Origin of the sequence: Caballeronia sp. GAWG1-1 (genome assembly GCF_023631465.1) — a bacterium.
Classification (GTDB): Bacteria; Pseudomonadota; Gammaproteobacteria; order Burkholderiales; family Burkholderiaceae; genus Caballeronia.
The window spans coordinates 230,728-257,484 of the sequence record NZ_JALQDB010000029.1; the positions used below are offsets into that span (position 1 = coordinate 230,728).

The window sequence follows — 26,757 nt, forward strand, 5'->3', positions numbered from 1 at the left end:
CCATGAGCTAAAGGCTATGCAATCGACATTGATTTTGCTGTGCCACGCCGCCACGCATGCCATGAAAGGTGGGCGTTTTCCGCAAGGCGACGAGCCTGTCGAACAGGCTGAATGCACGTTCGACCTCCCGGGCGAGCCAAGCCGCGTCACATCCAGCCCAGCCCGCGCTGCTTGCGAAACAGCGGCCTGGCTCACGACAGATTTCTCGATCGATGCCGCATTCGACGACATCGACTATGGAGAATGGCGCGGTCGTTCCATTCGCGAGATTAGTGAGCGCGAGCCTCAAGACGTTGCGGCATGGCTTTCCGATCCCCATGCAAGGCCGCATGGCGGCGAGAGCGTGGCAATGCTGTCAAAGCGCGTTGAGAAAGCGCTCGAGGGGCTTGCTTCGAATACAGAGCACGAATGCTGCATAGTCGTAACGCACGCCATCGTCATGAAGGCGGCGCTCTGTATCGTGCGCGACGAACCGTTGTCGTCGATACTCAAGATGGATCTCGCGCCGCTATCGTCCGTCTTGCTCAAGTTCGCGGAAGGCAAATGGACAAACGTGCCCTCCTGAACTTAGATGGCCGCCCGGTGCTCAAAGCAAGCAGCGACTGGTTAGCTCAAAGGAGACAGCAATGGCGCACTATGTGGATGGTTTCGTCGTACCAGTGCCGATCGACAAGGTCGACGCGTATCGCAGCATGGCCGATGCAGCGGGCAAAATATGGCTGGAATATGGCGCGCTGCAGTTTGTCGAATGTATTGCCGACGATGTTAAGCCAGGCGAGCTCACCTCGTTCCCTCGAAGCGTACAGCTCAAGGAAGGCGAAACGGTGGTCTTCTCGTGGATCGTCTATGAATCGCGCGAACAACGTGACGCCGTCAACGCCAAAGTAATGGAAGACTCGCGCCTTAAGAGCATGATGGAAAACGGCGAACCGCCGTTCGATCCCAAACGCATGTTCTTCGGCGGCTTCAGGACGCTGGTCGAACTGTCAAAGGCCTGATTATTTTTTGAATGCCTAAAACCAAGGAGCCATATCGACATGTACATTGCCATGAACCGCTTCAAGATCGTTCCAGGCGCGGAAGCCGATTTCGAACATCTCTGGACAAGCCGCGACACGCACCTCAAGGAAGTGCCGGGCTTCGTGGAGTTCCATCTGCTAAAGGGACCGACGCGGGATGACCATGTCCTCTATTCGAGTCACACGATCTGGACAAACCATGCTGCGTTCGAACAGTGGACTCAGTCGGATGCATTTCGCGCCGCGCATCGCAATGCAGGCGGAGAAACCAGGCAGCTTTACTTGGGCCACCCGGAATTCGAAGGCTTCGAAGTGATTCAGACGGTTAAATAGGGGCCGCTCTCTTACAAGACCGTGAACGAATTGCGTCGCTCGCTAAGGCCTTCCTAAGCCTTAGCGCCACGCGCCATTCGCTGCAATGTCGATGAATCGATGGCTCCGGCACAAATGCGCACGGCCTCCTTAAGCGTACGTGGACGTCCCTCGCCAAACTGCGATTCAAGCATGGCGACGGCGCGTAAGCGTTCGTCATTGCCCAGCTTCTCGCCAGTCGCAAGCTCCAGCACCGAGATAAAGTAAGCAGCCGGCGGCGCCGCGTTAGGCTGTGCGGACGCACCGCCTGATCCATCATTTCCGTCGTCGCGCGCGGGAAAACCGGGCGTCCATCTGGTGTCGTATCGACTATTCATGGGTCTGTTCATTTGGGTGCCAAGGCGCTTGCGCCAGCTTTCGATTGAACAGACATTCAGCAAGGACCGTTCCAAGCCAGCTCGCGCCTTAATTAGCGCTGTTATTTTTGTCTAACAATAAAGCTTTAGCGACTCGACATGCAGCGAGATCCCATGCCGCGCATCCGACGGATTTAAATACGATCGGGCGTTCGTTTTGCACCCTCGCCGTGATTGCTTGTGCAAGTGGATTGACGTTTTCCCATTTCACACCAGCAAGGATGAAATCCCCCGCTTCATGGCGCGCGCCTGCCGGGTCATCGACATACAAAGCGCTTGAATCGATAGTGCCCGACGCTATTTCTGCCGCATCAGGCGTAAAGGCGCCAACACCGATGACCAACCGATCTGCTCGCGCCGGCAGCGTATAGACAGGCTGCTTGCTGGTAGTCGCGGTGATGACGACATCGACAGCTTCAGGAATGTTTGAGCTTTCAAGCGCCGCTAGCTTTGGCGAAGCCGCTGCGTAGGCCTTGCAAAAGGCATTCGCACGCTCGGCTCGCGACCCCTGGACGATGATCGATGCATCGGGATAAACGCTTGCGATCGCCTCCACATGGTAGGCCGCCTGCTTGCCCGTACCGATCACCAGCACTTGTTTCGGCGGCTGCGCGCTTAGAGCGCGGATAGCGAGCATCGATACCGCCGCCGTTCTGCGCCCCGTTACAGTTGGGCCGTCGAGCATGAATTGCGGCACGCCGGTGACGGCATCGAATGCGGTGACCTGTCCGTGAATCGTGGGCAAACCAAGCGCACCGTTACCCGCGCACACGTTGACGAGCTTGTGCATGGCCAAGTCCGCCGCGCTTGCAGGCATCGACAACATGATCCCACCTTGTGCAAGCGGCACCACCATGCGCTCCGGACTCACGATACGGCCCGCCGCGTAATCGAGCATGGTGGCGGCAAGCGTGTCGACCAGGCGGTCATAAGGAACGAACTGCGCGGTGCGTTCGGCGTCGAAAATTGGAATCGCGCTTGAGGTTTGATTCATCGTGTCTTTGGCCTCGGAAGGGAAAGTTGCCATCGCAATGCCACTGAAATATTGCAACATTCTAACGGCGCAAGCGACCTCGACAATTTGCCCTCGGTGCACTAAACGCGCAAAGCGTTGCGTACGCCGTCATATGATTGCCTTCGAATACAGTCATAATCAAGCAATCTGCGCCGCAAAAATTGCAGCGGCAAGCCGCCCACGGAGCCCACAATGAACGAGATGGACAAGCAGCGCCGCTTCCATGCCGACCTGATCGACAGCTACGACGAAGAGTTCGAAATGGAGATCGACGACCGCTTCCTGGATGGCGAGGCAGCGTTCTCCGACGAGGAACGACAGCTTCGTAAGACCTATTTCCGCGAGCTATTTCGCTTGCAGGGCGAACTGGTGAAGTTGCAGGATTGGGTCGTGCATACGGGCCACAGACTCGTGGTGATTTTTGAAGGCCGCGATGCGGCCGGTAAAGGCGGTGCGATCAAGCGCATCACGCAGCGGTTGAACCCGCGCGTGTGCCGCGTCGCTGCTCTGCCTGCGCCGAATAATCGTGAACGCACGCAATGGTATTTCCAGCGCTACGTATCGCATCTTCCGGCAGGCGGCGAAATCGTTCTGTTCGATCGAAGCTGGTATAACCGCGCGGGAGTAGAACGCGTGATGAACTTCTGTACTGACGCCGAATACGAAGAGTTCTTCCGTTCCGTGCCCGAGTTCGAAAAGATGCTCGTGCGTAGCGGCGTTCAGATCATCAAGTACTGGTTTTCTATTACCGATGACGAACAGGAAGTGCGCTTCGAGGCGCGTATTGAAGATCCGCTAAAGCAGTGGAAGCTGAGTCCGATGGACCTCGAAAGCCGACGCCGCTGGGAAGCCTATACTGCCGCTAAGGAAGTCATGCTGCAGCGTTCACACATTCCCGAAGCGCCGTGGTGGGTGGTTCAGGCCGTCGACAAGAAGCGTGCGCGGCTGAACTGCATGCATCATCTGTTGAGTCAGGTGCCGTATCACGAGATCGAGCACTCTGCGATTACGCTGCCCGAGCGCGTATTCAATCCGGATTATTTGCGGCAGCCCGTGCCGGAGACCATGTACGTCCCGGAGATTTACTAAAGCGCTTTAGCAGCAGTGACTGCACCCGATGTGTTCCTGACGGTGCAGCGTGCGGCGAATGGCAAACTGATACGCTTGCTGCGAACCCTTGAACACCATCACGAACATGACTTGCGCGAGGTTGAAGTCAAGGGTGACCATCAGGCGCATGAGTAGCAACAGTGGCAGCACCACGGCTGGTTGATACAGTTGTCGGGCAATTAATGCTTTCATCTTTAGCTCCCATTTCCATATAAGAATTTTAGGGATTTGCAAGCCCGAGATAAATGGCCCGCGGATGAAGACATATGTTCCCCGATACGAACAATAAGGCCCTGCATGCTGCAGGGCCTTGAAGACACATTACTTCTGCGCGAGACTCGGCTCAGGCACCGGCGCGGGCATCGCATCGCCCCAGCCGCCGCCTAATGCACGTATCAAGTTGACCGTGGATACCGCCTGCGTTCCCGCAAGCTGCACCGAAGTACGCTGCGATTGCAGCACAGTGCGCTCCGCATCGATCACATCGAGATAATTGACCGCACCTTCCGTGTACTGCGTTCGCGAGAGTTGTGCCGCGCGCACTGAAGCCTTGACCGCATCCGATTGCGTAGCCGTCTGATCTTCGAGAATGCGCAAGTCGGACAAATTGTCTTCTACCTCACGAAATGCAACGAGCACTTGTTGCCGATAATTCGCAGCGTCCTCTTCATAGATTGCACGTGCATTCGCAAGATTGCCCTTGCGACGGCCGCCATCGAAGATTGGAATATTCAGCGCCGTTCCCGCGAAAGGGCCCAGCAGGAATGTTCTGCTCGACCATTTGAAGAGATCGCCAAGCGTTGCCGACTCGAAGCCGCCTGCGCCCGTCAACGTGAGCGAAGGGAAGAATGCAGCCTTTGCTACGCCTATGCGTGCATTTGCTGCGGCCATCGAACGTTCAGCAGCAGCAATGTCAGGACGACGCTCAAGCAAGGTTGAAGGCAAGCCCGGTGGCACGCGAACCGTCACTGGCTTGAGAGGATTCGCCGCCACGCTGAATTCAGCCGGCGTCTTGCCGAGCAGCACCGCAAGACTATGCTCGGACGATGCGCGCAGACGTTGCACGGTCATCGCATCCGAGCGCGCGGTCGCGAGCTCGGACTTGGCGCGCGCCACATCGAGCTCACTGATGTCGCCTTCATCGAAACGGCGCTGCACGAGTTTCAACGCTTGCTCGCGCAACGTAACCGTGCGCGTGAAGACATCGTTCTCCGCATCGAGCTCGCGCAAATTGAAGTAGTTCTGCGCGACGTCCGCTTGCAAGGCCAACTGCACCGAGCGGAACAGCGCTTCGCCTTGTTGCGTGTCGGCGCTGGCGGCTTTGACGGAATCTGAAACGCGGCCGAACAGATCGACTTCATACGATGCGCTCGCCTGGGCACGCCACAACGTTTGTGCAGGCACGTTGGCATCGGCCGGCAGGAACTGCGATGCCGGCGAGAACTTCTCACGCGTCGGACCGAAGCCTGCATCGAGCGTCGGGAACAGACCCGCACGCGCAGTCTGGCTGATTGCGCGCGCTTCCTTCACGCGTGCCGCTGCTGCCTTGAGGTTCTGGTTCGCTTCCTGCGCCTGACGTTCGAGGTCTTTGAGCGCGGGATCATCGAACAAGGTCCACCACTCGCCGCGCATCATTTCTTCGGAAGGTTGAGCCGTTTTCCAGGTGCCCGTTTCCGAAGGAGCAAGCGCGCTCGTATCGCTGGTTCGTTGCGGCGTTTCCTTGTAAGCGGAAGGCGCATGCACATCCGGCTTTTCGTAAGTGGGCGCGAGCGAGCAGCCCGCGACTACCAGCAGCGCCGCCATCAAACCCGGAAGGCCCAGCCATCGTTTCATATGCAACTTGTTCATGTTTGACCTCATTGCGCCTCGTAAGAGCCGCCGATACCCCGCATCTGCGGATGCGAGCCGTGCTTGTCCGTCACATGCTCCGTGCGCGAGAGCTTGCGCAGGATCACGTAGAAGACCGGCGTCAGCATCAGACCGAAGAGCGTGACACCCAGCATGCCGAAGAACACCGCGACGCCCATTGCATGACGCATCTCCGAACCCGCGCCCGAAGACAGTACGAGCGGCACCACGCCCATGATGAAGGCGATGGATGTCATGAGAATCGGGCGCAAGCGCAAGCGGCTTGCTTCGATCGCGGCCTGCACGATCGAGCGTCCCTGCATCTCCAGCTCGCGGGCGAACTCCACGATGAGAATCGCGTTCTTCGCCGACAAGCCCACCAGCACCATCAAACCAATCTGCGTGAAGATGTTGTTGTCGCCATCCGTAAGCCAAACACCGAGCAGCGCCGACAGAATGCTCATCGGTACGATCAGGATCACCGCGAGCGGCAGGGTCAGGCTTTCATACAACGCTGCAAGCACGAGGAACACGAGCAGCACGCTGATCGGGAACACCCACAAAGCCGCATTGCCCGCGAGAATCTGCTGATACGTGAGATCCGTCCATTCGAACTTGATCCCGCGCGGCAACACTTCCGCGGCGATTCGCTCCGCCGCTGTCTGCGCCTGACCCGATGAATAGCCAGGAGCCGGACCGCCGTTGATGTCAGCTGCCGTGTAGCCGTTGTAGCGCACCACCATTTCCGGACCATAGGTCGGCGTCACCCTGACGAGAGACGAGAGCGGCACCATGTCGCCATTCGCGTTGCGAGTCTTCAGCAAGCCGATATCTTCAGGGTTCGCGCGGAACGGGGCATCGGCCTGCACGCGCACTTGATACACGCGTCCGAAGCGGTTGAAGTCGTTCACGTAGAGCGAGCCGAGATACACCTGCATCGTGTCGAAAACATCTGTCACGGATACGCCAAGCTGCTTGGCCTTGACGCGATCCAGATCGACGTTCAGCTGCGGCACGTTGATCTGATAGCTCGAGAACGTCGGTCCGAGTTCAGGCGTCTGCGAGGCACGCTTGATGAACGCCTGCGTCGCATCCGCGAGCGCTGCATAACCGAGCGCACCACGGTCCTCCAGTTGCATCTTGAAACCACCTAGCGTACCCAGCCCGAGAACCGGCGGCGGTGGGAACACGGCGATGAACGACCCCTTGATACCCGCATACTTCTGATTCAGCGCACCCGCGATCGCATTGGCGGAAAGTGCCTTGTCATGCACGCGGTTCTTGAAGGGCTTCAACGTCACGAACACGATCCCCGCGCTCGATGAGTTCGTAAAGCCGTTCACCGACAAGCCCGGAAATTCCACCGCGCTTTCCACGCCCGGTTGCTTGAGCGCGATGTCGCTCATCTGCCGAATCACGCCTTCGGTACGGTCGAGCGATGCGCCATTGGGCAATTGCGCGAAGCTGATCAGATACTCCTTGTCCTGCGCGGGCACGAAACCGCCCGGCACAATCTTGCCCATCAGAACCGCACCTGCAAGAAGCACGGCATACAGCACCATCATTACGGCCTTGCGGTTGATGACGCTCTTCACGCCCTTGCCGTAGGCATCCGAACCGCGATGAAAGACCTTGTTGAACTGACGGAAGAAACCGCCGAACACACGGTCCATGCCACGCGTGAGCCAGTCCTTCGGTTCATCGTGACCCTTGAGCAACATCGCAGCCAGCGCGGGCGACAAGGTCAACGAGTTGAATGCGGAGATCACCGTTGAGATAGCGATGGTCATCGCGAACTGCTTGTAGAACTGACCCGTGAGGCCAGACATGAACGCGAGCGGCACGAACACGGCCACGAGCGTCAAGGCAATTGCGATGATTGGCCCGCTCACTTCGCGCATGGCCTGATACGTCGCCTCTCGGGCAGATAACCCCGCTTCGATATTACGTTCGACGTTCTCCACGACGACGATTGCATCGTCCACCACGATGCCAATCGCGAGGACCATCCCGAACAATGACAACGCGTTGATCGAGAAGCCGAACGCAAGCAACAGCGAGAACGTGCCGACAATCGACACCGGCACCGCCAGCAACGGAATGATCGAAGCACGCCAAGTTTGCAGGAACACGATCACCACGAGCACGACCAAAGCGATGGCTTCTGCGAGCGTATGAATTACCGCTTCGATACTGGAACGCACGAACTGCGTCGGATCATAGACGATCTGATACTCGAGACCCGCAGGCATATCCGCCTGCAGTTCCTTCATCGTCTTGCGCACTTCATCGGAGATTTGCAGCGAGTTTGCACCCGGCTGCTGATTAATTGCAATTGCAACCGCCGACTTGTTGTCGAGCAACGAACGCAAGCCATATTCCGATGCTGCGAGTTCGACGCGCGCCACATCGCTCAGATGCGTGACTGCACCATCGGGCGACGTCTTCAGCACGATGTCGCGGAACTCGGACTCGTTCTGCAAGCGGCCGCGTGCATTCACGTTCAGTTGCAAGGGCGTATTTGGCAGCGTGGGCGAACCACCGATCACGCCTGCCGCCACTTGCACGTTCTGTTCACGAATGGCGTTGACCACGTCGGTCGCCGTCATGCCGCGTTGCGCGACCTTTTGCGGATCGAGCCATACGCGCATCGAATAATCGCCCGAACCCCACAGTTGCACTTCACCCACACCCGAGATGCGTTCGAGCCGATCCTTCACGTTGATCAGCGCATAGTTGCGCAGATACGTCATGTCGTAACGGTTGTTCGGCGAGTTCAGGTGAACCACCATCGTCAGCGTCGGCGAGGACTTGATGGTGGTCACGCCAAGCCGCTGCACGTCTTGCGGCAAGCGCGGCAAAGCCTGATTCACGCGGTTCTGAACGAGCTGCGTGTTTTTGTCCGGATCGGTGCCGAGCTTGAACGTGACCGTGGTCGTGAGGTTGCCGTCGCTATTCGCCTGCGACTGCATGTAGAGCATGTCCTCGACGCCGTTGATCTGCTCTTCGATCGGCGAGGCCACGGTCTCCGCGATCACCTTCGGATTCGCGCCCGGATACTGCGCGTGCACCACGACCGAAGGCGGTACGACTTCCGGGTACTCGGAGATCGGCAGCTTGAACATGGCGATGACGCCAGCCAGCAACACGATCACCGACAGCACGCCCGCAAAGATCGGACGGTCGATGAAAAATTTGGATATGTTCATGACGAGTTCTGTCTGTTCGAGATGCTTACGAAGCCGATGCCGTTTTCACGGGCGTCGCATTGGCGTTGCTGTCCATTGCGACGTTATTGGCCTTGATCACATCGTTGGGACGCACGCGCTGCAAGCCATTGACGACGATGCGTTCGCCCGGCTGCAATCCCTTCGTAATCACGCGCAGGCCTTCATGCGTGGCGCCTAACGTGACTTCGCGGTACTGCACGCGGTTGTCCTTGTCCACCACCATGACGTACTTCTTGTCCTGATCGGTGCCGACAGCCGCGTCATCCACGAGCACGGCCGGATGCGGCGTGCCACCGCCGACCTTGATGCGTGCATAAAGTCCCGGCAAGAGCGAGCCATCCGGATTGTTGAAGCGAGCCCGCACGCGTATCGTGCCCGAGGTCGTATCGAGGCGGTTATCGACGGAATCGACCACGCCTTCGCGCGAGTAACCGTCTTCGTTTGCAAGACCCAGCGAAACAGGCACGCTGCTGCCCGTATCGCGGCCGAGATAGCGCAAGTACGTCTGTTCGTCGACATCGAACGAGGCATAGATCGGCGAGACCGAGACCAGCGTGGTCAGAAGCGGCGCATTCGCACCCGTCGAGACGATGTTGCCCACCGTGAGCTCTGCACGCGATACGCGCCCCGATACGGGCGCCACGATATGCGTGTAGGCAAGGTTGATCTTCGCCGTTTCGAGCGCAGCCTGCGCGGCCTTCAGATTGGCGACGGCCTCGCGCGCGGCGTTCTGTTTCTCGTCGTAATCGCGCTTGGCGATGGCGTTATCGGTAAGCAAGCGCTCTGCACGCGCAGCGTCGGTGGACGTATAGCCGTTACGCGCTTGCGCCGATGCAACTTGCGCCGCCGCGCGTGCGACTTCCGCTTCGTACGGACGCGGGTCGATGGTAAAGAGCGCGTCACCCTTCTTCACGAGCGCGCCGTCCTTGAAGTGCACCGCGACGATCGTGCCGGGCACGAGCGGGCGAATGTCGACATGGTCCACCGCTTCGAGACGGCCCGAATAGCTCTGCCAGTCCGTGATGGTCTTCGAGACCACCGCGGCCACGTCCACTTCAGTGGCGGTCGGGCTATGCGCGGCGGCTTGCGCTTGGTTGATGGCGTCGCCGTGACCGCGCCAGGCGGTATAGCCGCCCGCGCCAGCAATGACGATCACCGCGCCTAGCGCAGCGTAAATACGTTTGCGAGTGAAGAACATGGTGAAGCTCCGGTTGCGTTGAGATTGTTTTTTTATGGTGCGTGGCGCGCTTATTTGGGGCGCGCGAGGCGTTTCTTGAAGAACGCGACGACATCGGCAAGCGCGTCGGGGTGCGCGGCCAGCGCTTGATGCGAGGTCTTGCAATGACGCGTCATTTCGGTCGGCACGCCTGCGTTGATCAATTCCGCCGCGTATTTTTCCGCCTCGATATGCAGGAGGTCATGCTCCGCGCTCGCGATCAGCGCCGGCGGCAACCCATTGAGTCGCCGCGATTCGAGCGGCGCCGCATAGGGATGCAAACGTTGCGAAGGCACGGGCAGATACGCGCGATAGCAACGCGCGCAATCGCTCATTTCCAGATCGGGGCACAGCACTTTGCGTTCATCGGCGAGGCGCGTCATGCTCGGATCGAGCAATGGCGCAAGCAGCACTTGAGCGGACAGGCGCAAATCGCCGCGATCGCGCGCTATGGCTGCGACGCACGTCGCGAGGTTGCCGCCTGCGTCATGCCCCGCCACGCCGATGCGCAAAGGGTCTGCGCGTTGCGCACGAGCATGCGCAACCGCCCACTGTGCCGCGCGATATCCGTCTTCAGGCGCGGCGGGAAATGGAAATTCAGGCGCAAGCGAATAGCCGACCGAGATGACCCAAGCGGGCGTATCTCGTGCAATGACGCTTGCAGCCACATCGGCTTCGTCCAGACTTCCACGCACGAAACCGCCGCCGTGGAAATAAAGAACGATAGGCAACACGCTGCCATCCGACGCGGGGCGGTAACTGCGCAGCGTGATCGGTTGTACGTGTCCGGCGATACGCACATCTTCGATGCACAATCTCGGACGCGCCTCCAGATCCAACAATGTTGCCATGGTTATTTTTCGTGCGCGGCCTGAGAAATAAGGCCGTCACGCATAAGTTGCGATGCTGCGAATTCTGGATGCCACGCCTTTTTTAATAAATGCCTATAATCCGGCAACACAATTCGGACGCACCGAACAATCATCGTTAATACGCACATGACTGTTCTTAGCCAGGCGCTTAATTCCGTGCGCCGCTATGCTGGTGCCCTAAGCATCGAAGGTGAGGAAACATGGATCGGCTACAAGCAATGCAGGTCTTCACACGGGTTGTCGACACCAACAGCTTTTCGCGCGCAGCGGATACGCTCAATTTGCCGCGCGCGTCGGTCACGACGATCATTCAAAACCTGGAAGCGTTTCTCAACGTGCGACTGCTTCAGCGCACGACACGCAGGCTCAATCTGACGCCCGATGGCGCGGCCTACTACGAGCGCTGCGTGCGCATCCTTGCCGACATCGAGGAAGCCGAGGGCACATTCTCGAACAACGGCAAGGGTCCGCACGGCAAATTGCGGGTAGACATGCCGGGGGCCATTGGAAGGCTCATCGTGATGCCGCAGCTTTGCGACTTTCACACACGCTATCCGGAAATCGAACTCATGCTCGGCTTCGGCGACAAGCCAGTCGACCTCATCCAGGAAGGCGTCGACTGCGTGATTCGCGTCGGAACGCTGCAGGATTCGAGTCTGGTCGCGCGACGCATTGGCGTGTTTCAGGGCGTGACGGTCGCAAGTCCCCAATATCTCGAACGTCATGGCAAGCCGCAAACGCTTGAAGACCTTCAGGACCATGTGGCCGTGAATTATTTTTCGAGCCGCACGGGGCGTGTGATGGATATGGACTTCGTCGTCAACGACGAATCCATCGAAGTGAAGATGCGCGGCATGATCGCGGTGAACGACGCCGAAGCCTATCTCAGTTGCGGTCTCAAGGGCGTGGGTCTGATTCAAGCGCCGCGCTTCATGGCGTTGCCGTACTTGCGTTCAGGCGAGCTTGTCGAAGTGCTGCCGCAATGGAGCCCTTTGCCGATGCCTATTTCCGCCGTCTATCCGCACAATCGCCATCTTTCGCCAAAGGTGCGCGTGTTCGTGGACTGGGTCGCGGAGCTGTTCGAGCGTTGCCCGTTGCTGCAAGGTCAGAAGGACGCGGAGGAGCGTTGCCTGCCCACCAGCACTGCCGCGCCCACGGTCGTGCGTCACGGTACACCGGAAGTTTCGGGTACTGAGGATGTCGTTGTATAGCTAACTATTGGCTAGCTATTTCGCTGGCAAAGCAAAGGCGTGTCACAGGCGACACGCCTTTTTTTCGTCCCTATCGATGCGATAGGGAAAAATGCCGGCACATGCAAGCGTCGCCAAATGTCCGGTGGCTAAGGCTCTTAGCGATTATTCGCCGAAATCGACAAATCTATTCGCGCATCCGGCATTTATCTGCCCCTAGCGTGGCGACTACATTTCGACCTGTCGCGAAGCGCATGCAATCCTCTTCTTAGCCGATTGCATCCGCGTCGCATCCGAAGCACAGGAAACGGATCGAAAGGAGTTGCACGCATGAAAAGCTATCTCATCACGGGTTTCTCGCTCGCGGCTATCTCAGCCGTGGTTTCGAGCACGGCATTTGCCGACGGCGGTGAAGGCATTTGGTCGCGCGGGAACGTATCAGACGCAAACGACTACGAGTGAAACGCCCAAGACGCGTGCGCAAGTGCGCGCTGAACTTGCCGCTGCCTATTCGAACGGTTCGTTGCCCGCGTTGAATCGCAATACGTATCCTGATCGCAGCATGTGGGGCGATGCGGTCGCTGCTCAAAGCGAAGCGCATGCTCGCGATGCCGCTCAAGCGGAAGCGCGCAATCGCCGTATCGTGGAATATGCGAACGGTTCGGTCACGCGCTAAAGAATTGCAGAGGTCATCATGTTCGAAAATACATCGCTTGAACAATATTCGGTTCTTGAAGAGCTAGCCTCTGTGACGCCGGTGTGGCGCCCGTTTGTCGAATCTCGCTCGCAAGAGACCGAGCAGGACACGAGCGAGCACGGCGAGTAGCAAATCAATCAAACGCGTGTGCCTGCCGGGCACACGCGTTTGAGCTTCAGCCGCAAGCGCCTATTTCACCGCAAGCAGTGCAGAAGTCGCAACCGTCTTTCCGGATCACCGCATTCGCGCCACATGTCGGGCATTTGCGCCCATGCATCTGCGTGAGTGTATGCGGGTCGTTCGACAAGGCATCGTCGGACGAAAAATCCGTCACGTCCGCGTGTGCCACGGTCTCGTCTTCAGTCACTAGAGCGCGTGTATGGGTCACGTCGATATGCTTGCGGGCAAGTACGCGTGACGGCACCTGACTGCCTTCGGCATCGAGAAAACCGCGTCGATGAAGAATTTGCTGAATCGCAAAGGCAAGCGCGGCGACTTCCGAGTCATGCCAGCGTGGACTGCGGTGTCCATCTAAACGCTCGACATCGCCGAGACGCACCTGACCGCGATCCCACGATACCTTGCGCATGTCCTGCAGCGTACGCGCGGCAAAGCCTCCACGCGCCGCAAGCGACAATGAACGCATGGTCGCCGTGATCCATTGCTGCGATTCGTCGCTCTGCCCCGTCGGGATAAAGAATTCGATGGGCCGCTCGATGGTCACGTCATCGCCTGCAATACGCCCTGTCACTTCGATGAACGACACCGCAAGATAGAGCGACTTCTTTCCAGCCTGCGTCAGATACTCGACCTTCTCGATAATCGCGGGCAGCTCTCCACGTGGACGGTGATCGATCGCAATACGCAAAGGATCGAGATCCAGTTCGGGATCGGGCGAGTCGCTCGGTGTCTTCTCTTCCTGTGGCGTGACCGACAACACCGCGCCCAAGGTGTCGTTAGGCCGATAGGTCGCGAGTCCCTTCAAGCCGCGTCGCCATGCTTCGAAGTAAAGGTCCTGGAATGCATCAAACGGATAATCCGCGGGTACGTTGACGGTCTTCGAAATCGATGTATCGACGAAAGGCTGCACGGCCGTCATCATTTCCAGATGATCTTGCGCGGACATATCGAGCGCACTCACGAAGTAATCGGGCAGCGCCTTGACGTCTCCGCCCATCTCGCGATAAAGCCTGTACGCGTGGTCTTCGACAGCGAAGGTCTGGCTGGAGCCATCGGCCATGCGCTTGGTGCGCTGATAGGTCCACGAGAACGCGGGCTCGATACCATTCGATGCATTGTCCGCAAACGCGAGACTCACGGTGCCCGTAGGCGCGATGGAAAGCAGATGGCTATTGCGGATGCCATGCGCGCGAATCTCGCTCTTGAGATCATCAGGCAAACGTGATGCGAAAGTGCCCTCTTCCAGATAGCGTGCTGCATCGAAGAGCGGAAATGCGCCGCGTTCGCGTGCAAGTTCGACCGACGCGCGATACGCTTCATCGCGCATGGTGCGTGCGACGCGCATGGCAAATTCGCGTCCTTCGTTCGAGTTATAACGAAGACCAAGCATTACGAGCGTGTCGCCTAGCCCCGTAAAGCCGACGCCGATACGTCGCTTGGCAGCCGCTTCACGTGCTTGTTCTTCGAGCGGCCACAACGTGACATCGAGAACGTCATCGAGAAAGCGCACTTGCGTGCGCGTGGTACGCATGAGACCGTCCCAATCGAAACCAGGAACGCCGCCGCGCGCTTGCGCAAAAGGGTCGCGCACGAAGCGAGTCAGATTGAGCGGGCCCAGGTTGCAGCAACCGTATGCGGGCAAGGGTTGTTCACCGCAAGGGTTCGTCGCGCGAATCGTTTCGACGGCGCGCAGATTGTTGTCGTCATTCATGCGCGACATGAAAACGACGCCTGGCTCGGCGACATCGTAGGTCGATCGCATGATCGTGTTCCATACGTCACGCGCACGCACTTCCCGATACACCCACAAGCCGTCGTCACGCTTCCGGATGTCCGCCGATGCCCGCTGTGCAGGCGAAGGCTCGGCCTTATGCACGAGTTGCCAGACGGCGTCGTCGGCAACGGCCTGCATGAATTCGTCCGTTACCGCGACGGACACGTTGAAGTTGTTCCAGCGCCCCTTCGTGTGTTTAGCCGCGATGAATTCGAGCAAATCGGGGTGCGTGCAGTCGAGTATGCCCATCTGTGCGCCACGGCGTGATCCTGCGCTCTCCACCGTGCGGCATGATGCATCGAACACATCCATATAACTGCATGGTCCGGATGCAGCTGAACCCGTGGAATGCACGCGCGCACCGCGAGGACGAATGGCGGAAAAGTTATAGCCCACGCCTCCGCCGCGCCGCATCGTCTCGGCCGCTTGCAGCAGCGCAACGTAAATGCCGGGCAAACCGTTATCGTCGACGCCTTGAATGGCATCGCCCACGGGCTGAACGAAGCAGTTGATGAGCGTGGCATCGATACCCGCGCCCGCCGCGCTCATGATGCGCCCGGCGCCCAATGCACCGCGCCGGAAGTTATCGACGAACTCCGCTTCGATCTTCGCGCGTAACGCTTTGGGCTCGGCCATTGCGACACCACGCGCCACGCGCAGATAAATATCTTCGACGCGCGTCTCGTCGCCCTTGGCATATTTTTCAAGCATTACGTCGATGGAAAATTGCTGCGGAGCGACGCCTGTGCTGGGATTGTCTTCTGCCATGTTTGATCCTGTTGAATGCTTTGTCCGCTAATGCTTGACGGGGCCATGACGCGAACCGTGGGGCGCCGCCAAACGCAATGCACGACGATAGCGCGAATTCTCCCTGGCTGCTAATGAACCGTTAAACTCCTTCGATCGATCTAGCATTTTTCCTTGAGACGATCTATCGCATGAATGCGCCGCTCTTCGGTATCTCGGGCCGCTCGGGTCAGGGCAAGACCACGCTGATCGAGGCGTTGTTGCCCTGGTTTCGGGCACGCGGTCTTGTAGTCAACGTCATCAAGCACAGTCATCATTCAATCGAACTCGAACCGCCAGGCAAAGACAGCGCGCGCTTCAGGCGTGCAGGCGCGGGCGAAGTGGTGATTGCATCGCCTTACCGCTATGCAATCGTGCGCGAGTTGCGCGAGGGGAACGAGCCTTCGCTTACGGAACTCGCTGCGCGGCTGACACATGCGGACCTCACGATTGTCGAAGGATTTGCACGCGAAGCCATTCCGCGACTGGAGGTGGTTCGGCCATCGGTTGGCCGGGAGCCGCTTTATAAGACCGACGTCGCAATTCTTGCCATTGCAACCGACGATGCCTCGGCGGTCGACAGCGCGCTGCCTCTGCTGCGGCTAGACGATCTAGACCGCATTGGCGCCTTTATCTGCGAGACACTGCGCATTGCCGTTTAATCTGCTTTGACGCCGTTGCGCGCGATGTCCAATGCTTCTCCGATTACATCGTCATCGCCAATATGATTCGCGAGAAGCAGCACGAGCTTGGCGTTGAGCATGTGGCTTTCTTCGTCGCTTAGTCCATCGTGTGTGCCGATGAGCCGCTCATAGAACGCATCCGGATCGGCAAGATTGGCTTCGAGCTTGAGCTTCATGCTGGCTTATCCATTGCAAGTAGCGCGTTGTACGGCGTTAAATATCGCATCGGCGTTGAACGCACGCCAGCGCGCGCATACGTGCTGGTCGGGGCGCAACAAGTAGAACGTGCCGGGGCGAGCATCGAATCGATGCGCCACGATGCCATCGACGTCTTCGATATCTTCGGACGACGCGGCCATGCCCTTCGGCGCAACCAGCAATAGACGAAACGACGTTAGCCTCTGTAAAAGAGCCCTGCGCACTTCCTCCCCGTCATCGCTGCCGCAGAAGTAGATTCCTATGAAGCCTTTGCCATGCGTTTGTTGCAAGAGCCATGCAGCGCGGCCATTTACGCGTATGGGCGCATCCACGCATGCCGTCCCTGGCGTCATCGAACATGCGAAGCTGTCATCGGGCTGATCGGGCGTATTGAGCGGCGAGTCTTGCAGCACGGTCGGCACCGAGAGTCGCCCGCTATTGACGAGGCGTCGCGCAAAAGCACAGTCCTTCGATAGCTTCAACACCGCGTCCCGAAAGAGACGCGAGGCCGTACTCTTCGGCGTGATGAAATCGGTCGATCGCGTGGAATGACGAATGTTTTCATCCGCGGCGTATTCCCGTTCGGATGCATACGTGTCGAGTAAAGCGGGCGGAGCGTCGCCATGAACGACGAGACTGAGCTTCCATGCGAGATTGTCTGCATCTTGCACACCGCTATTCGCGCCGCGCGCGCCGAAAGGTGAGACGCCGTGCGCCGCATCGCCTGCGAACAGAATTCGACCGTGCCTGAAATGCTCCATGCGCTGACATGCAAACGTATAGATGCTCACCCATTCGAGTTCGAATTCCGCGTCTTCGCCAAGCAGTGCCTTGACGCGCGGAATGACACGTTCGGGTGCTTTTTCCGTGACAGGGTCAGCTTCCCAGCCGAGCTGAAAGTCGATGCGCCATACGTTGTCCGGCTGGCGATGCAGCAGCACAGACTGGTTGCGATGGAACGGTGGATCGAACCAGAACCAGCGTTCCGCCGGAAACGGCGCTTTCATCTTGACGTCCGCAATGAGAAAGCGGTCCTTGAATACCCGGCCGTGACTATCGAGATCGAGAGCCTGACGAATGAAGCTGCGTGAGCCGTCGGCCGCTACGACATAGCGTGTACGTAAGGCGTATCGTCCATCGGGCGTATCCACTTGCAGTTCGACATGATCCCGATGCTGCGTTACACCGACTACTCGGCTCTTCCAGCGCATATGCAAGTTATCGAGTTGTGCCGCGCGTTCGACGAGATAGCGCTCGACGTAATATTGCTGGAGATTGATGAACGCGGGATGCGCATGGCCTGCTTCGGGCAGCAAGTCGAATGCATAAATCAGATCGTCATGCAGGAACACCTTCCCGACATTCCAGCGCACACCTTTTTCGATCATCTCGTCGACGCAGCCGAGACGTTCGAAGATTTCAAGCGTGCGCTTCGCAAAACAAATGGCGCGCGAACCGGCCGATACGGTGTCGTCGCTATCGACGAGCACGGTACCAACGCCGTGTTGCGCGAGATCGATTGCAGTCGCAAGACCGACCGGCCCCGCGCCGGTCACGACCACCGGATAGACCGGGGACTCGGCGGTGTCGTGTTCAGGTGCTCGCTTGTAAGCAAAGCGGACCATGTCGTTTTTGGGTTGTCTCCCTGCTATTGCCTCTTTGGGCAGACCTCAAATCTCCGTTAAGGGCATTGTACAAACGGACTTTTCTGTGCGGCTATGTTTTCTTGTATTTCCTTAAGCACAAAAAAGAACGTCCGTTCTAATGAACGGACGTTTCCGTCGCCTCTTTAATTGCTTTCCTAGCAAGCCGCTAGGACCGCCATAAACCCTTCTTCAGTGAAGGGCTTAAGGTAGTAGCCGTCGAATTGTTCCTGCTCGCTGTCACGGTGCCGGTCGTCACCCGTTACCGCGACGACGCAAGCAAGCTGGCTCGGCCCGGCAGCACGCAACCGTCTGCAAAGATCGCGACCATCGAAATCCGGCAGACCTATGTCGATAAATATCGTGTCGTAGCGATTTTCCGACGCGAGTTCAAGCGCCCGGTGTCCATCGTATGCGACATCTGCGATATGCCCGGAGGCGCGGGCAAGCGCGCTGAAAGCGTCGCAAAGACCAACGTCATCTTCAACGAAAAGCACGCGCATGATGGATTTTTCCCGAAGCGTAAATAGCACAAGCGTCGAAGATCGAACGCAATAAGCAATAGCGCAATAAGCGGGCCTGAGGTTCGAAGCTGATGCTTTTAATCGAGCGGGTTGTCGCTCCAGGCGCTGCGTTCTTGCCAGGTATCGATATCCGCGTTAAGCGCTGCAAGCTTGGCCCGCACGGCTTGAAGCCCAATATTGCCAAGCACGAGATGCGCGGGCGGATTTTTAGCTTCCACGGCTTCGATGATGACCTGCACCGCGCGCACCGGATCGCCCGCTTGTCTGCCGCTAAGCTCGGCAATCCCCGCGCGACGGCGACCGGCGACGGCATCGTAATCGTCAATCGAACGCTGGGTCTGCTTAAGCGAGCGGCCCGCCCAATCCGTGCGGAAAGGTCCCGGTTCGACGGCCGTGACCTTGATGCCAAGGCCTTTGGTCTCGCGCGCGAGCGCTTCGCCGAGGCCTTCGAGCGCAAACTTGGTCGCAGCGTAATACCCGCTGCCCGGATTACCAACCAGGCCGCCCACGGATGTGATGTTGACCACGTGCCCCGCGCGACGCTCCCGCATGCCTGGCAGTACCGCGCGAATCATTGCAGCCGCGCCGAAGAAATTGGTTTCGAACATCGCGCGCACCTCGTCGTCCTCGCCTTCCTCGACTGCGGCCAAATAGCCAAAGCCGGCATTATTGACCAATACGTCGATCTGACCGAACGCTTCGTGCGCCGCTTTTACCGAAGCGGTGATGTCGTCCGGGTGCGTGACGTCGAGCCGAACCGCAATGGCTCTATCGCCTGCAGGCTCGACGATGTCGGCGACGCGGGCGGGATCGCGAGCGGCGACGACAGCACGCCAGCCGCGCGCAAGCACAGCGGATGCGAGTTCACGGCCAAAGCCGGTGGAACAGCCGGTGATGAACCAGACAGGCGTGTCTTGCTTCGATGCTGACATTGTGGGTCTCCGTGGTTAGCGTTTCGCTAATCATTTTGACCGCAAAGGCCGACGCTTGCTTAACGCAGACGCGGCATGCGTAACGCGCGATGTTCGCGCGGCTCGAACAAAACAGTCGTCTCCAATTTTGCGGCCATGCGCTTCCAGCCGCAAAGGTCTTGCTCCAATGCCGCGAGGGTAACGGGGCAGTAAGTTCGTTCGGGGGTGGCGTTGCCTCCAAGAACTGCGTAGTCGCGCATCGGTTGTAGGGTTGCTTCTCGCTCGGCGATTTGCCTTGCAATCTTCGCCCGCAGGCGGATAAGGGAATCGTCCATGGCGCTTTCGGTTTGCTCGTTTGCTAAGTAGCTTTTCATTTCTTAGCCGTTTCACAGCAAACCGCGCGCCTGACTTTCATTTGGCTCACAGACGCTTAGGCTCCAGCCGCTCGATCAACTGGCGATGCCGTGGATAACGCGCCCCGAGCGCGCCGGGCGCGGCCAATTCGAACTCGCTGAACTCGAACCCTGGCGCCACCGTGCAGCCGACGAGCGCGGCACCGCCTGGTTCATGGCATTCGGCGGCAAACCAGTCACCCGCGTTGACGATCGCCTGAAACGCCGCCTGCGGATCTTCAAGCGCATTGCCGAGTCGATGCGTCAGCAGTTCTCCGTTCGAATGGAGCACATGGACATCGATCGAGTCACCCGCATAGAAATGCCAGACTTCATCCGACCGAATACGGTGCCAGGCGGAGTAAGCGCCATCGCAAAGGAGGAAATAGATGGCTGTCGATGCCGCACGGAGATTGTCCTCGCCCTTGCGCGTGACTCCTGAATTCGCGCGATAGGTCTCACGAAAGTAGCCGCCCTCGGGATGCGGTTCGAGCTTGAGGCGATCGATCAACTCGCGACTGTCTATGCGGGGTATCTGCATGCGTTCTCCTTTGCCAGATGGTTGGCGCATCGCGTATTCTGCATCGGATCGGTTTGCATGCAGAACGCAAGATGCCAACGTCTCTCATCGAAGGAAAACCATGACGCTAACCGCGACCACGAAAAACGCTCTTGCTCCAACCGGCACGCTTCGCGCGGCGCTCAACCTTGGAAACCCCGTGCTCGTGCATCGCGATTCGGCGAGCAGCGAACCCAGCGGCGTCTCCGTGGATATTGCCCGCGAACTGGCCGCGCGGCTCGGCGTCGAGATTGCATTCAATTCCTTTCCCAACGCCGCGCAATCGGTGGAGACGGTGACGGCGGAACAGGCCGATGTCGGCTTCTTCGCGATCGATCCGCTGCGTGGCGCGGGCATTGCGTTCACTGCACCGTATGTGTTGATCGAAGGGTGCTATCTGGTGCGCAACGACTCGCCGCTTTCTCGCATCGAGGATGTGGATCGCGAGGGCAATCGCATCATGGTGGGCAAAGGGAGCGCATACGACCTCTTCCTGACGCGCGAGTTGCAGCATGCTCAACTCGTGCGCACTGGACTGTCGGAGGCGGTGGTCGACACTTTTCTGCGCGACGGGATCGAGGTCGCCGCGGGCGTGAAGCAGCAACTCGAGGCCGACGCCGCTCGCACGCCCGGGGTACGGCTGATCGACGGGCGCTTCATGGTGATCAGGCAGGCAATGGGCTTGCCGAAGACTCGCGGCGATGCGGCCACGCAGTATCTTCGCGACTTCATCGAGGACATCAAACGGTCGGGCTTTATTCGGGATGCGTTCGCGCGACACGGCATTACCGGCGTCTCGCTTGCGCCGCCGGAGCAGCTTTGATGCAGGGCGAGCGTATCCAAGTGACGGTATCCGTGACCGACTGGATCGACGCATCGTTCGAGGCCGATGTGGCAGGCGGTCTCGCCGCGTTCAATACCGGTCAACTCGGACCAAGCGATCATCGCGACTTGGCCGTTTCGCTTTATCAAGGCGACGACTTTGTAGGCGGCCTCGCGGGCTATACCGCGTGGGAATGGCTTTTCGTCAAATGGCTCTGGGTTCGCGAAGATGCGCGCGGTCGCGGACTTGGCGCTCACGCGCTCGACGCCGCCGAAGTCGAGGCACGCAAGCGCGGCTGCCGCGCCGCGTGGCTCGATACGCTCAATCCCGTAGCCCGCGATCTCTATGCTCGCCACGGTTTCGAAGTCTTCGGCGAGCTCGCGGATTTCCATGCAGGACGTGCGCGGTACTTCATGCAAAAGCGGTTCTGAATACCGGCATTTGGCATTCAAAATGCGGCATCCCGGCATTTTGCATCATGCATTCAATCCGAGCCGATGCACCGCGCGCTTCGTGATCGCCCTGCGCTTTGCAAGCGAAGCCGCCGAGCGCTCCCGCACGTCCGCCACTACGGCGGCAGGCGCGTGATTCGGATCGCCGGCATCGAACGGCGGCGCGGGCGCGTACTCCATTTGCAGTTGAATGGCCTGCGCCTCGTGCTCGCCGACGAGTTCAGCCGCGAGCGTCAGCGCGAAGTCGATGCCCGCCGTGATTCCACCGCCCGTGAACAAGGCGCCGTCGCGCACCACGCGGGCGTGCACGGGCGTCGCATCGAATTCGCCCAGCAGTTCGTGAAAAGCCCAATGCGTCGTCGCACGCTTGCCGCGCAGCAAACCGGCCGCGCCGAGAACGAGTGAACCGGTGCATACCGAAGTGATGAAGCGAGCGCCCTTCGCCTGCTGGCGGATGAACGCAAGCGTTTCCTCGTCTTCCATCAGAGCGCCGACGCCTTCGCCTCCGGGAACACAGAGCACGTCGAGCGTGGGGCATTCCGCGAACGATGTGTCGGGTGCGAGTTGCATCCCTGTACTGGAAGGAACAGGCGCAAGCGTTTTGCATACAAGATGCACTTTAGCGTCCGACAGATGCGCAAAGACCTCGTACGGACCGGTGAGGTCGAGTTGTTGAACGCGCGGGAAAAGCAGCAGGCCGATGTGAAGGGTCATCGCTTTCTCTCTCGTGGCAGGTTGAAGAATGAAGGTGGACGAATGCATCCTACGCCGCTACGCTATGGCGAGATGGTCGATCGCCCCACCTTTTACGCCAAGCGCCCTAGCTATCATGTCATCGCCGAAGCCACGCATCATCGATATACTCGCCTTTCCCGACGTTCAGTTGCTCGATGTCGCCGGTCCCTTGCAGGTGTTCGCGTCCGCGAACGAACTGGCGCGCGAGGCCGGCATGCCACGCCCTTATCGCGCAAGAGTCGTCGCGCCGGGCGGCACGGTGACAGCATCGGCGGGACTTGGGCTGATCGGCGAAGCGCTGCCCGATGCGCGCGAGCCGTGCGACACGCTCGTCATCGCGGGCGGCTGGGGCGTGCATGAAGCGCTGCGCGACCGCACGCTGGTCGACTGGGTGCGCGCGCGGTCCGCTCATGCGCGCCGCACGGCATCGGTGTGTACCGGCGCCTTTCTGCTTGCGGCGACCGGCCTGCTGGACGAACGCCGCGCCGTCACGCACTGGACGCGCTGCGCCGAACTGGCGAGCCGCTTTCCGGCGGTGCGGGTCGAATCCGATCCCATCTTCATCCGCGACGGCGATCTCTGGACCTCCGCAGGCGTGACAGCGGGAATCGACCTGGCGCTTGCGCTCGTCGAAGATGATCTCGGACGCGCGCTCGCGCTCGATGTCGCGCGTCATCTCGTCGTGTTTCTGAAGCGCCCCGGCGGGCAGGCGCAGTTCAGCGCCGCGCTTTCGCTGCAGAAGGACTCGGGCGAACGCTTCGGCGAATTGCATGCGTGGATCGCGGAGAATCTTGCATGCAATCTATCCATCGGAACGCTGGCGGCGCGCGTCGGCATGAGCGAGCGCAGCTTCGTGCGTCATTACCGGGCGCAGACCGGCGCAACGCCTGCTCGCGCCATCGAACAAATGCGGCTGGAAGCCGCGCGCCGTATGCTGGGCGACACGGACCTGCCGGTCAAGCGCATTGCGGCACGCTGCGGCTTCGGTTCGGAAGAAACCATGCGACGCGGCTTCGTGCGCGCACTCGGGGTTGCGCCTCAGACTTACCGCGAACGCTTTGCCCGCGCGGCGGTATCGGCATAAAGTGCATGCAAAAGCCAATCCTGCTGCTTTTTTTGTCATCCATGCTCAAGGCTGTATGCTCGCTGCCGATACCAGAGTAAGAGCGATTGCATGAGGCGCTTCGGGCAACCGTGCGCGAGCCGCTTTGCTTAACCAACCGTCCGACGAGGCGGCCTGAGGGCCTGGAGCGCCGATGAGTGTGTTTTCCGCGTATAACGCGCCACTGCAGGCGGCTCAGGCCGCACAGGAAGACGTGACCGACGATGCCGCGCCGGCGAACATCGCACCGTCCATCGACGCCTTGCTGCGGGACACTGCCGCGTCCGCTTGCCCCAACACATGGGCTTGGTATCGCGCGGGGGAGCAATTGCATCTTGAACGCCAGGGCAATGAATTTTGCATACCAGCGTGGCCAAGCGACATCGCTGAGGACCGCCTCGCGAAAGCCTGCGCCGCGCACGGCTGGCATGCATGGCCGACCGGCCGCGGCGAAAGCGTGCTCGGCTGGCTGCTCGCGCCGGTGGCATACAGCGACAATACACATCTCGCTGAACTCGCGCGCGCACTTGGTGAACGCGTGCAGGCCGATGTCCTCGCGCGCGCGCAACTCACGCAACGCGTGTTGTATGAGATCGCGTATCTCGCCAGTTCGGTGCCCGAGCGCGCGGACTTTCTGCGTTGCGTGCACGAGCGTCTCGGCACGCTCATCGACGCCGAGAACTTCTACCTCGCGCTCTACGACCGCAAGACCGGCAAGATCACCTATCCGTATTACGTCGATGTGATCGACACGGACGTGGTCGCCGCCGAGAACTACGACATTCTCGATCCCAAGCGTCTTTCGATGACAGGGCAAGTGCTCACGAGCGAGCAGCCGCTCTTCGTGACCGCAGCCGACATCTGCGCCGCCGAACGCGCGGAGCGTTTCTATTGCATCGGCGATCGCCCCGAGTTCTGGATGGGCGCGCCGCTCAAGAATGCGTCCGACGAAGTCTTCGGCATGCTGGCCATGCAGGTCTATGACGTCTCGCGCATGTACACCGCCGAGGACCGCGCGCTGTTTTTAGTCGTGGCGCGTCACGTCGCGATGGCGCTCGACCGTATCCTGCATCGCGCGGATCTGGAAGAACAGGTCGCCCGCCGCACCTCCGAATTGTCGAAGCTCAACGCTGCTTTGCGACATGGCATTGCCGAGCGCGAGCGTTCCGAACATCTGCAAGCAGCGCTCTATCAGATCGCGGAATTGTCGAGCCGGCCCGGCGACATGATGGAGTTCTTTCGCAGTCTGCATGGCATCGTCGGCGAGCTGCTCTACGCGCGCAATTTCTATGTGGCGCTCTTCGAAACCGAAACATGCGAAGTCTCGTTTCCCTACTACGTCGATGAGATCGTGCAGGAACGGCCCGAGCCACGTCGCGGCCAGCGTGGGCTCACCGAGTACGTGATTCGCGAACGCCGCGCGCGTCTCATCGATCATCAGGAAGCGCTGCGTCTCATCGCGGAAGGGGCGTTCGAAACCGATCACGACGACGTGCGCCTGCGCTCGTGGCTCGGCATTCCGCTGTTCGATGGCGATGTCGTGCGCGGCGTGCTCGCGGTGCAAAGTTACTCGCCGCTCGTGCGCTATTCGCAGCGCGATCAGGAGTTGCTGACCTTCGTATCGCGCCATATCGATACCGCCCTCTCGCGCCGCCGCGATGCCGAAGCATTGCATGCAGCCAACCTCGACCTCGAAGCCCGTGTGCAGGCCCGTACGCGTGAACTCGACGATGTGAACGCGCGTCTGCTGTACGAGAATTCGCACGATGCATTGACCGGCCTGCCCAACCGCAGTCATCTGATGCATCGGCTGCGTGGTGCATGGCACGACTACCAGACACGCGGCGATGAGCTCTCGGTGATGTTCATCGACCTCGATCGCTTCAAGGTGGTGAACGACAGCCTGGGTCATCATTTCGGCGACATGCTGCTGGTGCAGGCAGCCGCGCGTCTGCGCGATTGTCTGCGCTCCACCGATCTGCTCGCGCGCTTGGGCGGCGACGAATTCGCAGTGCTGTCGCCCAAGGCGCCGGTACGCGACGCGGTGGCGATTGCCAAGCGCATCCTCGCGGCTTTCGATCTGCCGTTTCATATCGAAGAACATGTGGTGTTTTCTTCGTGCAGCATTGGCATCGTGAGCGCGGACACGCAGTTTCATACCGAGCCCGCCGATCTTTTGCGCGATGCCGATACCGCGATGTATCGCGTCAAGAACGCGGGTCGCGACAGCTTCGTCGTGTTCAATCAAGAGCTGCGCCGACAGGTCTCCGATCAGGTCGAACGCGAGGGCGCACTGCGTAACGCGATCAAGCGCGACGACGAGTTGCTGCCGTATTTTCAGCCTATCGTCGATGTAGGGAGTGGCCAAGTGGTCGCGCTCGAAGCGTTGATTCGCTGGCGCCAACCCGATGGACGTATCGTGGCACCCGGCGAATTTCTGCCTGCCGTGGAAGGGCTGCGTCTCATCGGTCGACTCGATTTATACATGCTGGAACGCGTCGCCGCGATACTTTCCAATGCCAGCTTTGCGCACTGGCCGCCCGTGCATGTCAATTGTTCGAGCTATAGCATGACGCGCCCCGAGTTCGCCGACGATGTCCTTGCGCTGCTCAGGCGTTATCGCGTGTCGCCATCGCGTGTATGTCTCGAACTGACGGAAGGCGCGCTCGTAGCCGAGCCGGATCTTGCGCGCCGCACCATGCAAAGACTCGCGGATAACGGCATGTCCGTCGTACTGGATGACTTCGGCGCGGGCTTTTCGTCCCTGAGCTATGTGCATCAGTATCAGTTCAGCGGCCTCAAGATCGACAAGTCGTTCATTCTCGAACTGACCGAAAGCCCTCGTAGTCGCGCGATCGTGCGAGCTATCGTGCGAATGGCCGAGTCGCTCGATCTCACGCTTGTGGCCGAAGGCGTCGAGGACGCGGCCACGCTTGCAGTACTACGCGACATGGGTGCAGCGCAGGCGCAAGGCTACTTCTTCGACAAGCCTTTGCCACTAGAGTCGCTGACGCGCAGCGCGCTTGCGCCACGCACTACTTCAAGCGCCATTCTCTGATTCTTGAGCATT

The 26,757-nt window shown here is 59.5% G+C and carries 27 protein-coding genes; 12 read left to right on the forward strand and 15 right to left on the reverse strand.

The window, feature by feature from the left end; genetic code table 11:
* Positions 1-16: 16 nt before the first annotated feature.
* The 3 genes from NCT03_RS19100 (at position 17) to hmuQ (ending at position 1,352) form a co-directional block, all read left to right on the forward strand.
* Positions 17-565 carry a histidine phosphatase family protein gene (locus tag NCT03_RS19100; RefSeq protein WP_250493491.1) on the forward strand — a complete coding sequence of 183 codons (549 nt, stop codon included), beginning with the start codon at positions 17-19 and terminating at the stop codon, positions 563-565.
* A 61-nt stretch (positions 566-626) separates the two neighbouring features.
* Positions 627-998 (forward strand): DUF1428 domain-containing protein, encoded by a 372-nt coding sequence (locus tag NCT03_RS19105; protein WP_250467237.1) that lies wholly within the window; start codon positions 627-629, stop codon positions 996-998.
* A 39-nt stretch (positions 999-1,037) separates the two neighbouring features.
* Entirely contained in the window at positions 1,038-1,352 is a 315-nt protein-coding gene (gene hmuQ, locus NCT03_RS19110; RefSeq protein WP_250467245.1) for a heme-degrading protein HmuQ, read from the forward strand.
* Between the two features lie 53 nt (positions 1,353-1,405).
* Here the strand turns inward: hmuQ and NCT03_RS19115 are convergent, their stop codons facing one another.
* Both NCT03_RS19115 and lhpI read right to left on the reverse strand, forming a co-directional pair.
* Positions 1,406-1,771 carry a hypothetical protein gene (locus NCT03_RS19115; RefSeq protein ID WP_250493492.1) on the reverse strand — a complete coding sequence of 122 codons (366 nt, stop codon included), beginning with the start codon at positions 1,769-1,771 and terminating at the stop codon, positions 1,406-1,408.
* 25 nt (positions 1,772-1,796) lie between these two features.
* On the reverse strand, positions 1,797-2,741 hold the full coding sequence (gene lhpI / locus NCT03_RS19120; protein WP_250493652.1) for a bifunctional Delta(1)-pyrroline-2-carboxylate/Delta(1)-piperideine-2-carboxylate reductase: 945 nt from the start codon (positions 2,739-2,741) through the stop codon (positions 1,797-1,799).
* Between the two features lie 213 nt (positions 2,742-2,954).
* Between lhpI and ppk2 the strand changes: the two genes are divergently transcribed.
* Positions 2,955-3,851 carry a polyphosphate kinase 2 gene (gene ppk2, locus NCT03_RS19125; protein ID WP_244829486.1) on the forward strand — a complete coding sequence of 299 codons (897 nt, stop codon included), beginning with the start codon at positions 2,955-2,957 and terminating at the stop codon, positions 3,849-3,851.
* 6 nt (positions 3,852-3,857) lie between these two features.
* Here the strand turns inward: ppk2 and NCT03_RS19130 are convergent, their stop codons facing one another.
* The 5 genes from NCT03_RS19130 to NCT03_RS19150 all read right to left on the reverse strand — a co-directional run bounded on the left by NCT03_RS19130 (position 3,858) and on the right by NCT03_RS19150 (position 11,017).
* Positions 3,858-4,064: a hypothetical protein gene (locus tag NCT03_RS19130; protein WP_244829485.1), complete on the reverse strand. Its 207-nt coding sequence runs from the start codon at positions 4,062-4,064 to the stop codon at positions 3,858-3,860.
* A gap of 129 nt (positions 4,065-4,193) precedes the next feature.
* Positions 4,194-5,720, reverse strand: a complete 1,527-nt coding sequence (locus NCT03_RS19135) for an efflux transporter outer membrane subunit (protein ID WP_250493493.1) — start codon at positions 5,718-5,720, stop codon at positions 4,194-4,196.
* An 8-nt stretch (positions 5,721-5,728) separates the two neighbouring features.
* Positions 5,729-8,929 carry an efflux RND transporter permease subunit gene (locus NCT03_RS19140; RefSeq protein ID WP_250493494.1) on the reverse strand — a complete coding sequence of 1,067 codons (3,201 nt, stop codon included), beginning with the start codon at positions 8,927-8,929 and terminating at the stop codon, positions 5,729-5,731.
* A gap of 25 nt (positions 8,930-8,954) precedes the next feature.
* Complete coding sequence (locus tag NCT03_RS19145) at positions 8,955-10,148, reverse strand: efflux RND transporter periplasmic adaptor subunit (RefSeq protein WP_244829482.1); 1,194 nt, start codon at positions 10,146-10,148, stop codon at positions 8,955-8,957.
* Between the two features lie 50 nt (positions 10,149-10,198).
* Entirely contained in the window at positions 10,199-11,017 is an 819-nt protein-coding gene (locus NCT03_RS19150; protein ID WP_250493495.1) for an alpha/beta hydrolase, read from the reverse strand.
* A 221-nt stretch (positions 11,018-11,238) separates the two neighbouring features.
* Here NCT03_RS19150 and NCT03_RS19155 point away from each other — a divergent pair, with 221 nt between their 5' ends.
* The 3 genes from NCT03_RS19155 (at position 11,239) to NCT03_RS19160 (ending at position 12,904) form a co-directional block, all read left to right on the forward strand.
* Positions 11,239-12,249, forward strand: a complete 1,011-nt coding sequence (locus NCT03_RS19155; RefSeq protein ID WP_244829480.1) for a LysR family transcriptional regulator — start codon at positions 11,239-11,241, stop codon at positions 12,247-12,249.
* Positions 12,250-12,558: 309 nt separating this feature from the next.
* Positions 12,559-12,690, forward strand: a complete 132-nt coding sequence (locus tag NCT03_RS34405) for a hypothetical protein (protein ID WP_502800397.1) — start codon at positions 12,559-12,561, stop codon at positions 12,688-12,690.
* Positions 12,638-12,904, forward strand: coding sequence for a DUF4148 domain-containing protein (locus NCT03_RS19160; protein WP_502800389.1), 267 nt, complete (start codon positions 12,638-12,640; stop codon positions 12,902-12,904). The genes NCT03_RS34405 and NCT03_RS19160 overlap by 53 nt, the downstream gene beginning before the upstream one ends.
* A gap of 196 nt (positions 12,905-13,100) precedes the next feature.
* Here the strand turns inward: NCT03_RS19160 and NCT03_RS19165 are convergent, their stop codons facing one another.
* Positions 13,101-15,647, reverse strand: coding sequence for an adenosylcobalamin-dependent ribonucleoside-diphosphate reductase (locus NCT03_RS19165; RefSeq protein ID WP_250493496.1), 2,547 nt, complete (start codon positions 15,645-15,647; stop codon positions 13,101-13,103).
* A 170-nt stretch (positions 15,648-15,817) separates the two neighbouring features.
* Between NCT03_RS19165 and mobB the strand changes: the two genes are divergently transcribed.
* The gene (gene mobB, locus NCT03_RS19170; RefSeq protein WP_250493497.1) at positions 15,818-16,327 is read left to right on the forward strand and encodes a molybdopterin-guanine dinucleotide biosynthesis protein B; all 510 of its coding nucleotides are present in this window, start codon (positions 15,818-15,820) and stop codon (positions 16,325-16,327) included.
* On the opposite strand, the gene NCT03_RS19175 is transcribed toward mobB, so the two are convergent.
* The 6 genes from NCT03_RS19175 to NCT03_RS19200 all read right to left on the reverse strand — a co-directional run bounded on the left by NCT03_RS19175 (position 16,324) and on the right by NCT03_RS19200 (position 20,557).
* Positions 16,324-16,524, reverse strand: a complete 201-nt coding sequence (locus tag NCT03_RS19175) for a DUF2783 domain-containing protein (protein ID WP_250493498.1) — start codon at positions 16,522-16,524, stop codon at positions 16,324-16,326. The genes mobB and NCT03_RS19175 overlap by 4 nt on opposite strands.
* Before the next feature lie 6 nt (positions 16,525-16,530).
* Positions 16,531-18,171, reverse strand: coding sequence for an FAD-dependent oxidoreductase (locus tag NCT03_RS19180; RefSeq protein ID WP_250493499.1), 1,641 nt, complete (start codon positions 18,169-18,171; stop codon positions 16,531-16,533).
* A 176-nt stretch (positions 18,172-18,347) separates the two neighbouring features.
* Positions 18,348-18,692, reverse strand: a complete 345-nt coding sequence (locus NCT03_RS19185) for a response regulator (RefSeq protein WP_244829475.1) — start codon at positions 18,690-18,692, stop codon at positions 18,348-18,350.
* A gap of 98 nt (positions 18,693-18,790) precedes the next feature.
* A complete protein-coding gene (locus NCT03_RS19190; RefSeq protein WP_250493500.1) occupies positions 18,791-19,645 on the reverse strand; it encodes an oxidoreductase in 855 nt (284 codons plus the stop codon).
* 59 nt (positions 19,646-19,704) lie between these two features.
* Entirely contained in the window at positions 19,705-19,998 is a 294-nt protein-coding gene (locus NCT03_RS19195) for a hypothetical protein (protein ID WP_250493501.1), read from the reverse strand.
* A gap of 46 nt (positions 19,999-20,044) precedes the next feature.
* The gene (locus NCT03_RS19200) at positions 20,045-20,557 is read right to left on the reverse strand and encodes a cupin domain-containing protein (RefSeq protein WP_250493502.1); all 513 of its coding nucleotides are present in this window, start codon (positions 20,555-20,557) and stop codon (positions 20,045-20,047) included.
* 100 nt (positions 20,558-20,657) lie between these two features.
* Between NCT03_RS19200 and NCT03_RS19205 the strand changes: the two genes are divergently transcribed.
* Both NCT03_RS19205 and NCT03_RS19210 read left to right on the forward strand, forming a co-directional pair.
* Positions 20,658-21,398, forward strand: a complete 741-nt coding sequence (locus tag NCT03_RS19205) for an ABC transporter substrate-binding protein (protein WP_250493503.1) — start codon at positions 20,658-20,660, stop codon at positions 21,396-21,398.
* Positions 21,398-21,829, forward strand: a complete 432-nt coding sequence (locus NCT03_RS19210) for a GNAT family N-acetyltransferase (protein WP_250493504.1) — start codon at positions 21,398-21,400, stop codon at positions 21,827-21,829. Before NCT03_RS19205 ends, NCT03_RS19210 begins: the two co-directional genes overlap by 1 nt.
* A gap of 45 nt (positions 21,830-21,874) precedes the next feature.
* On the opposite strand, the gene NCT03_RS19215 is transcribed toward NCT03_RS19210, so the two are convergent.
* Entirely contained in the window at positions 21,875-22,564 is a 690-nt protein-coding gene (locus tag NCT03_RS19215) for a DJ-1/PfpI family protein (protein WP_250493505.1), read from the reverse strand.
* Positions 22,565-22,679: 115 nt separating this feature from the next.
* Here NCT03_RS19215 and NCT03_RS19220 point away from each other — a divergent pair, with 115 nt between their 5' ends.
* Together NCT03_RS19220 and NCT03_RS19225 are read left to right on the forward strand one after the other, a co-directional pair.
* Entirely contained in the window at positions 22,680-23,669 is a 990-nt protein-coding gene (locus NCT03_RS19220; protein WP_244829468.1) for a GlxA family transcriptional regulator, read from the forward strand.
* 172 nt (positions 23,670-23,841) lie between these two features.
* Complete coding sequence (locus NCT03_RS19225) at positions 23,842-26,745, forward strand: bifunctional diguanylate cyclase/phosphodiesterase (protein ID WP_250493506.1); 2,904 nt, start codon at positions 23,842-23,844, stop codon at positions 26,743-26,745.
* Positions 26,746-26,757 lie beyond the last annotated feature (12 nt).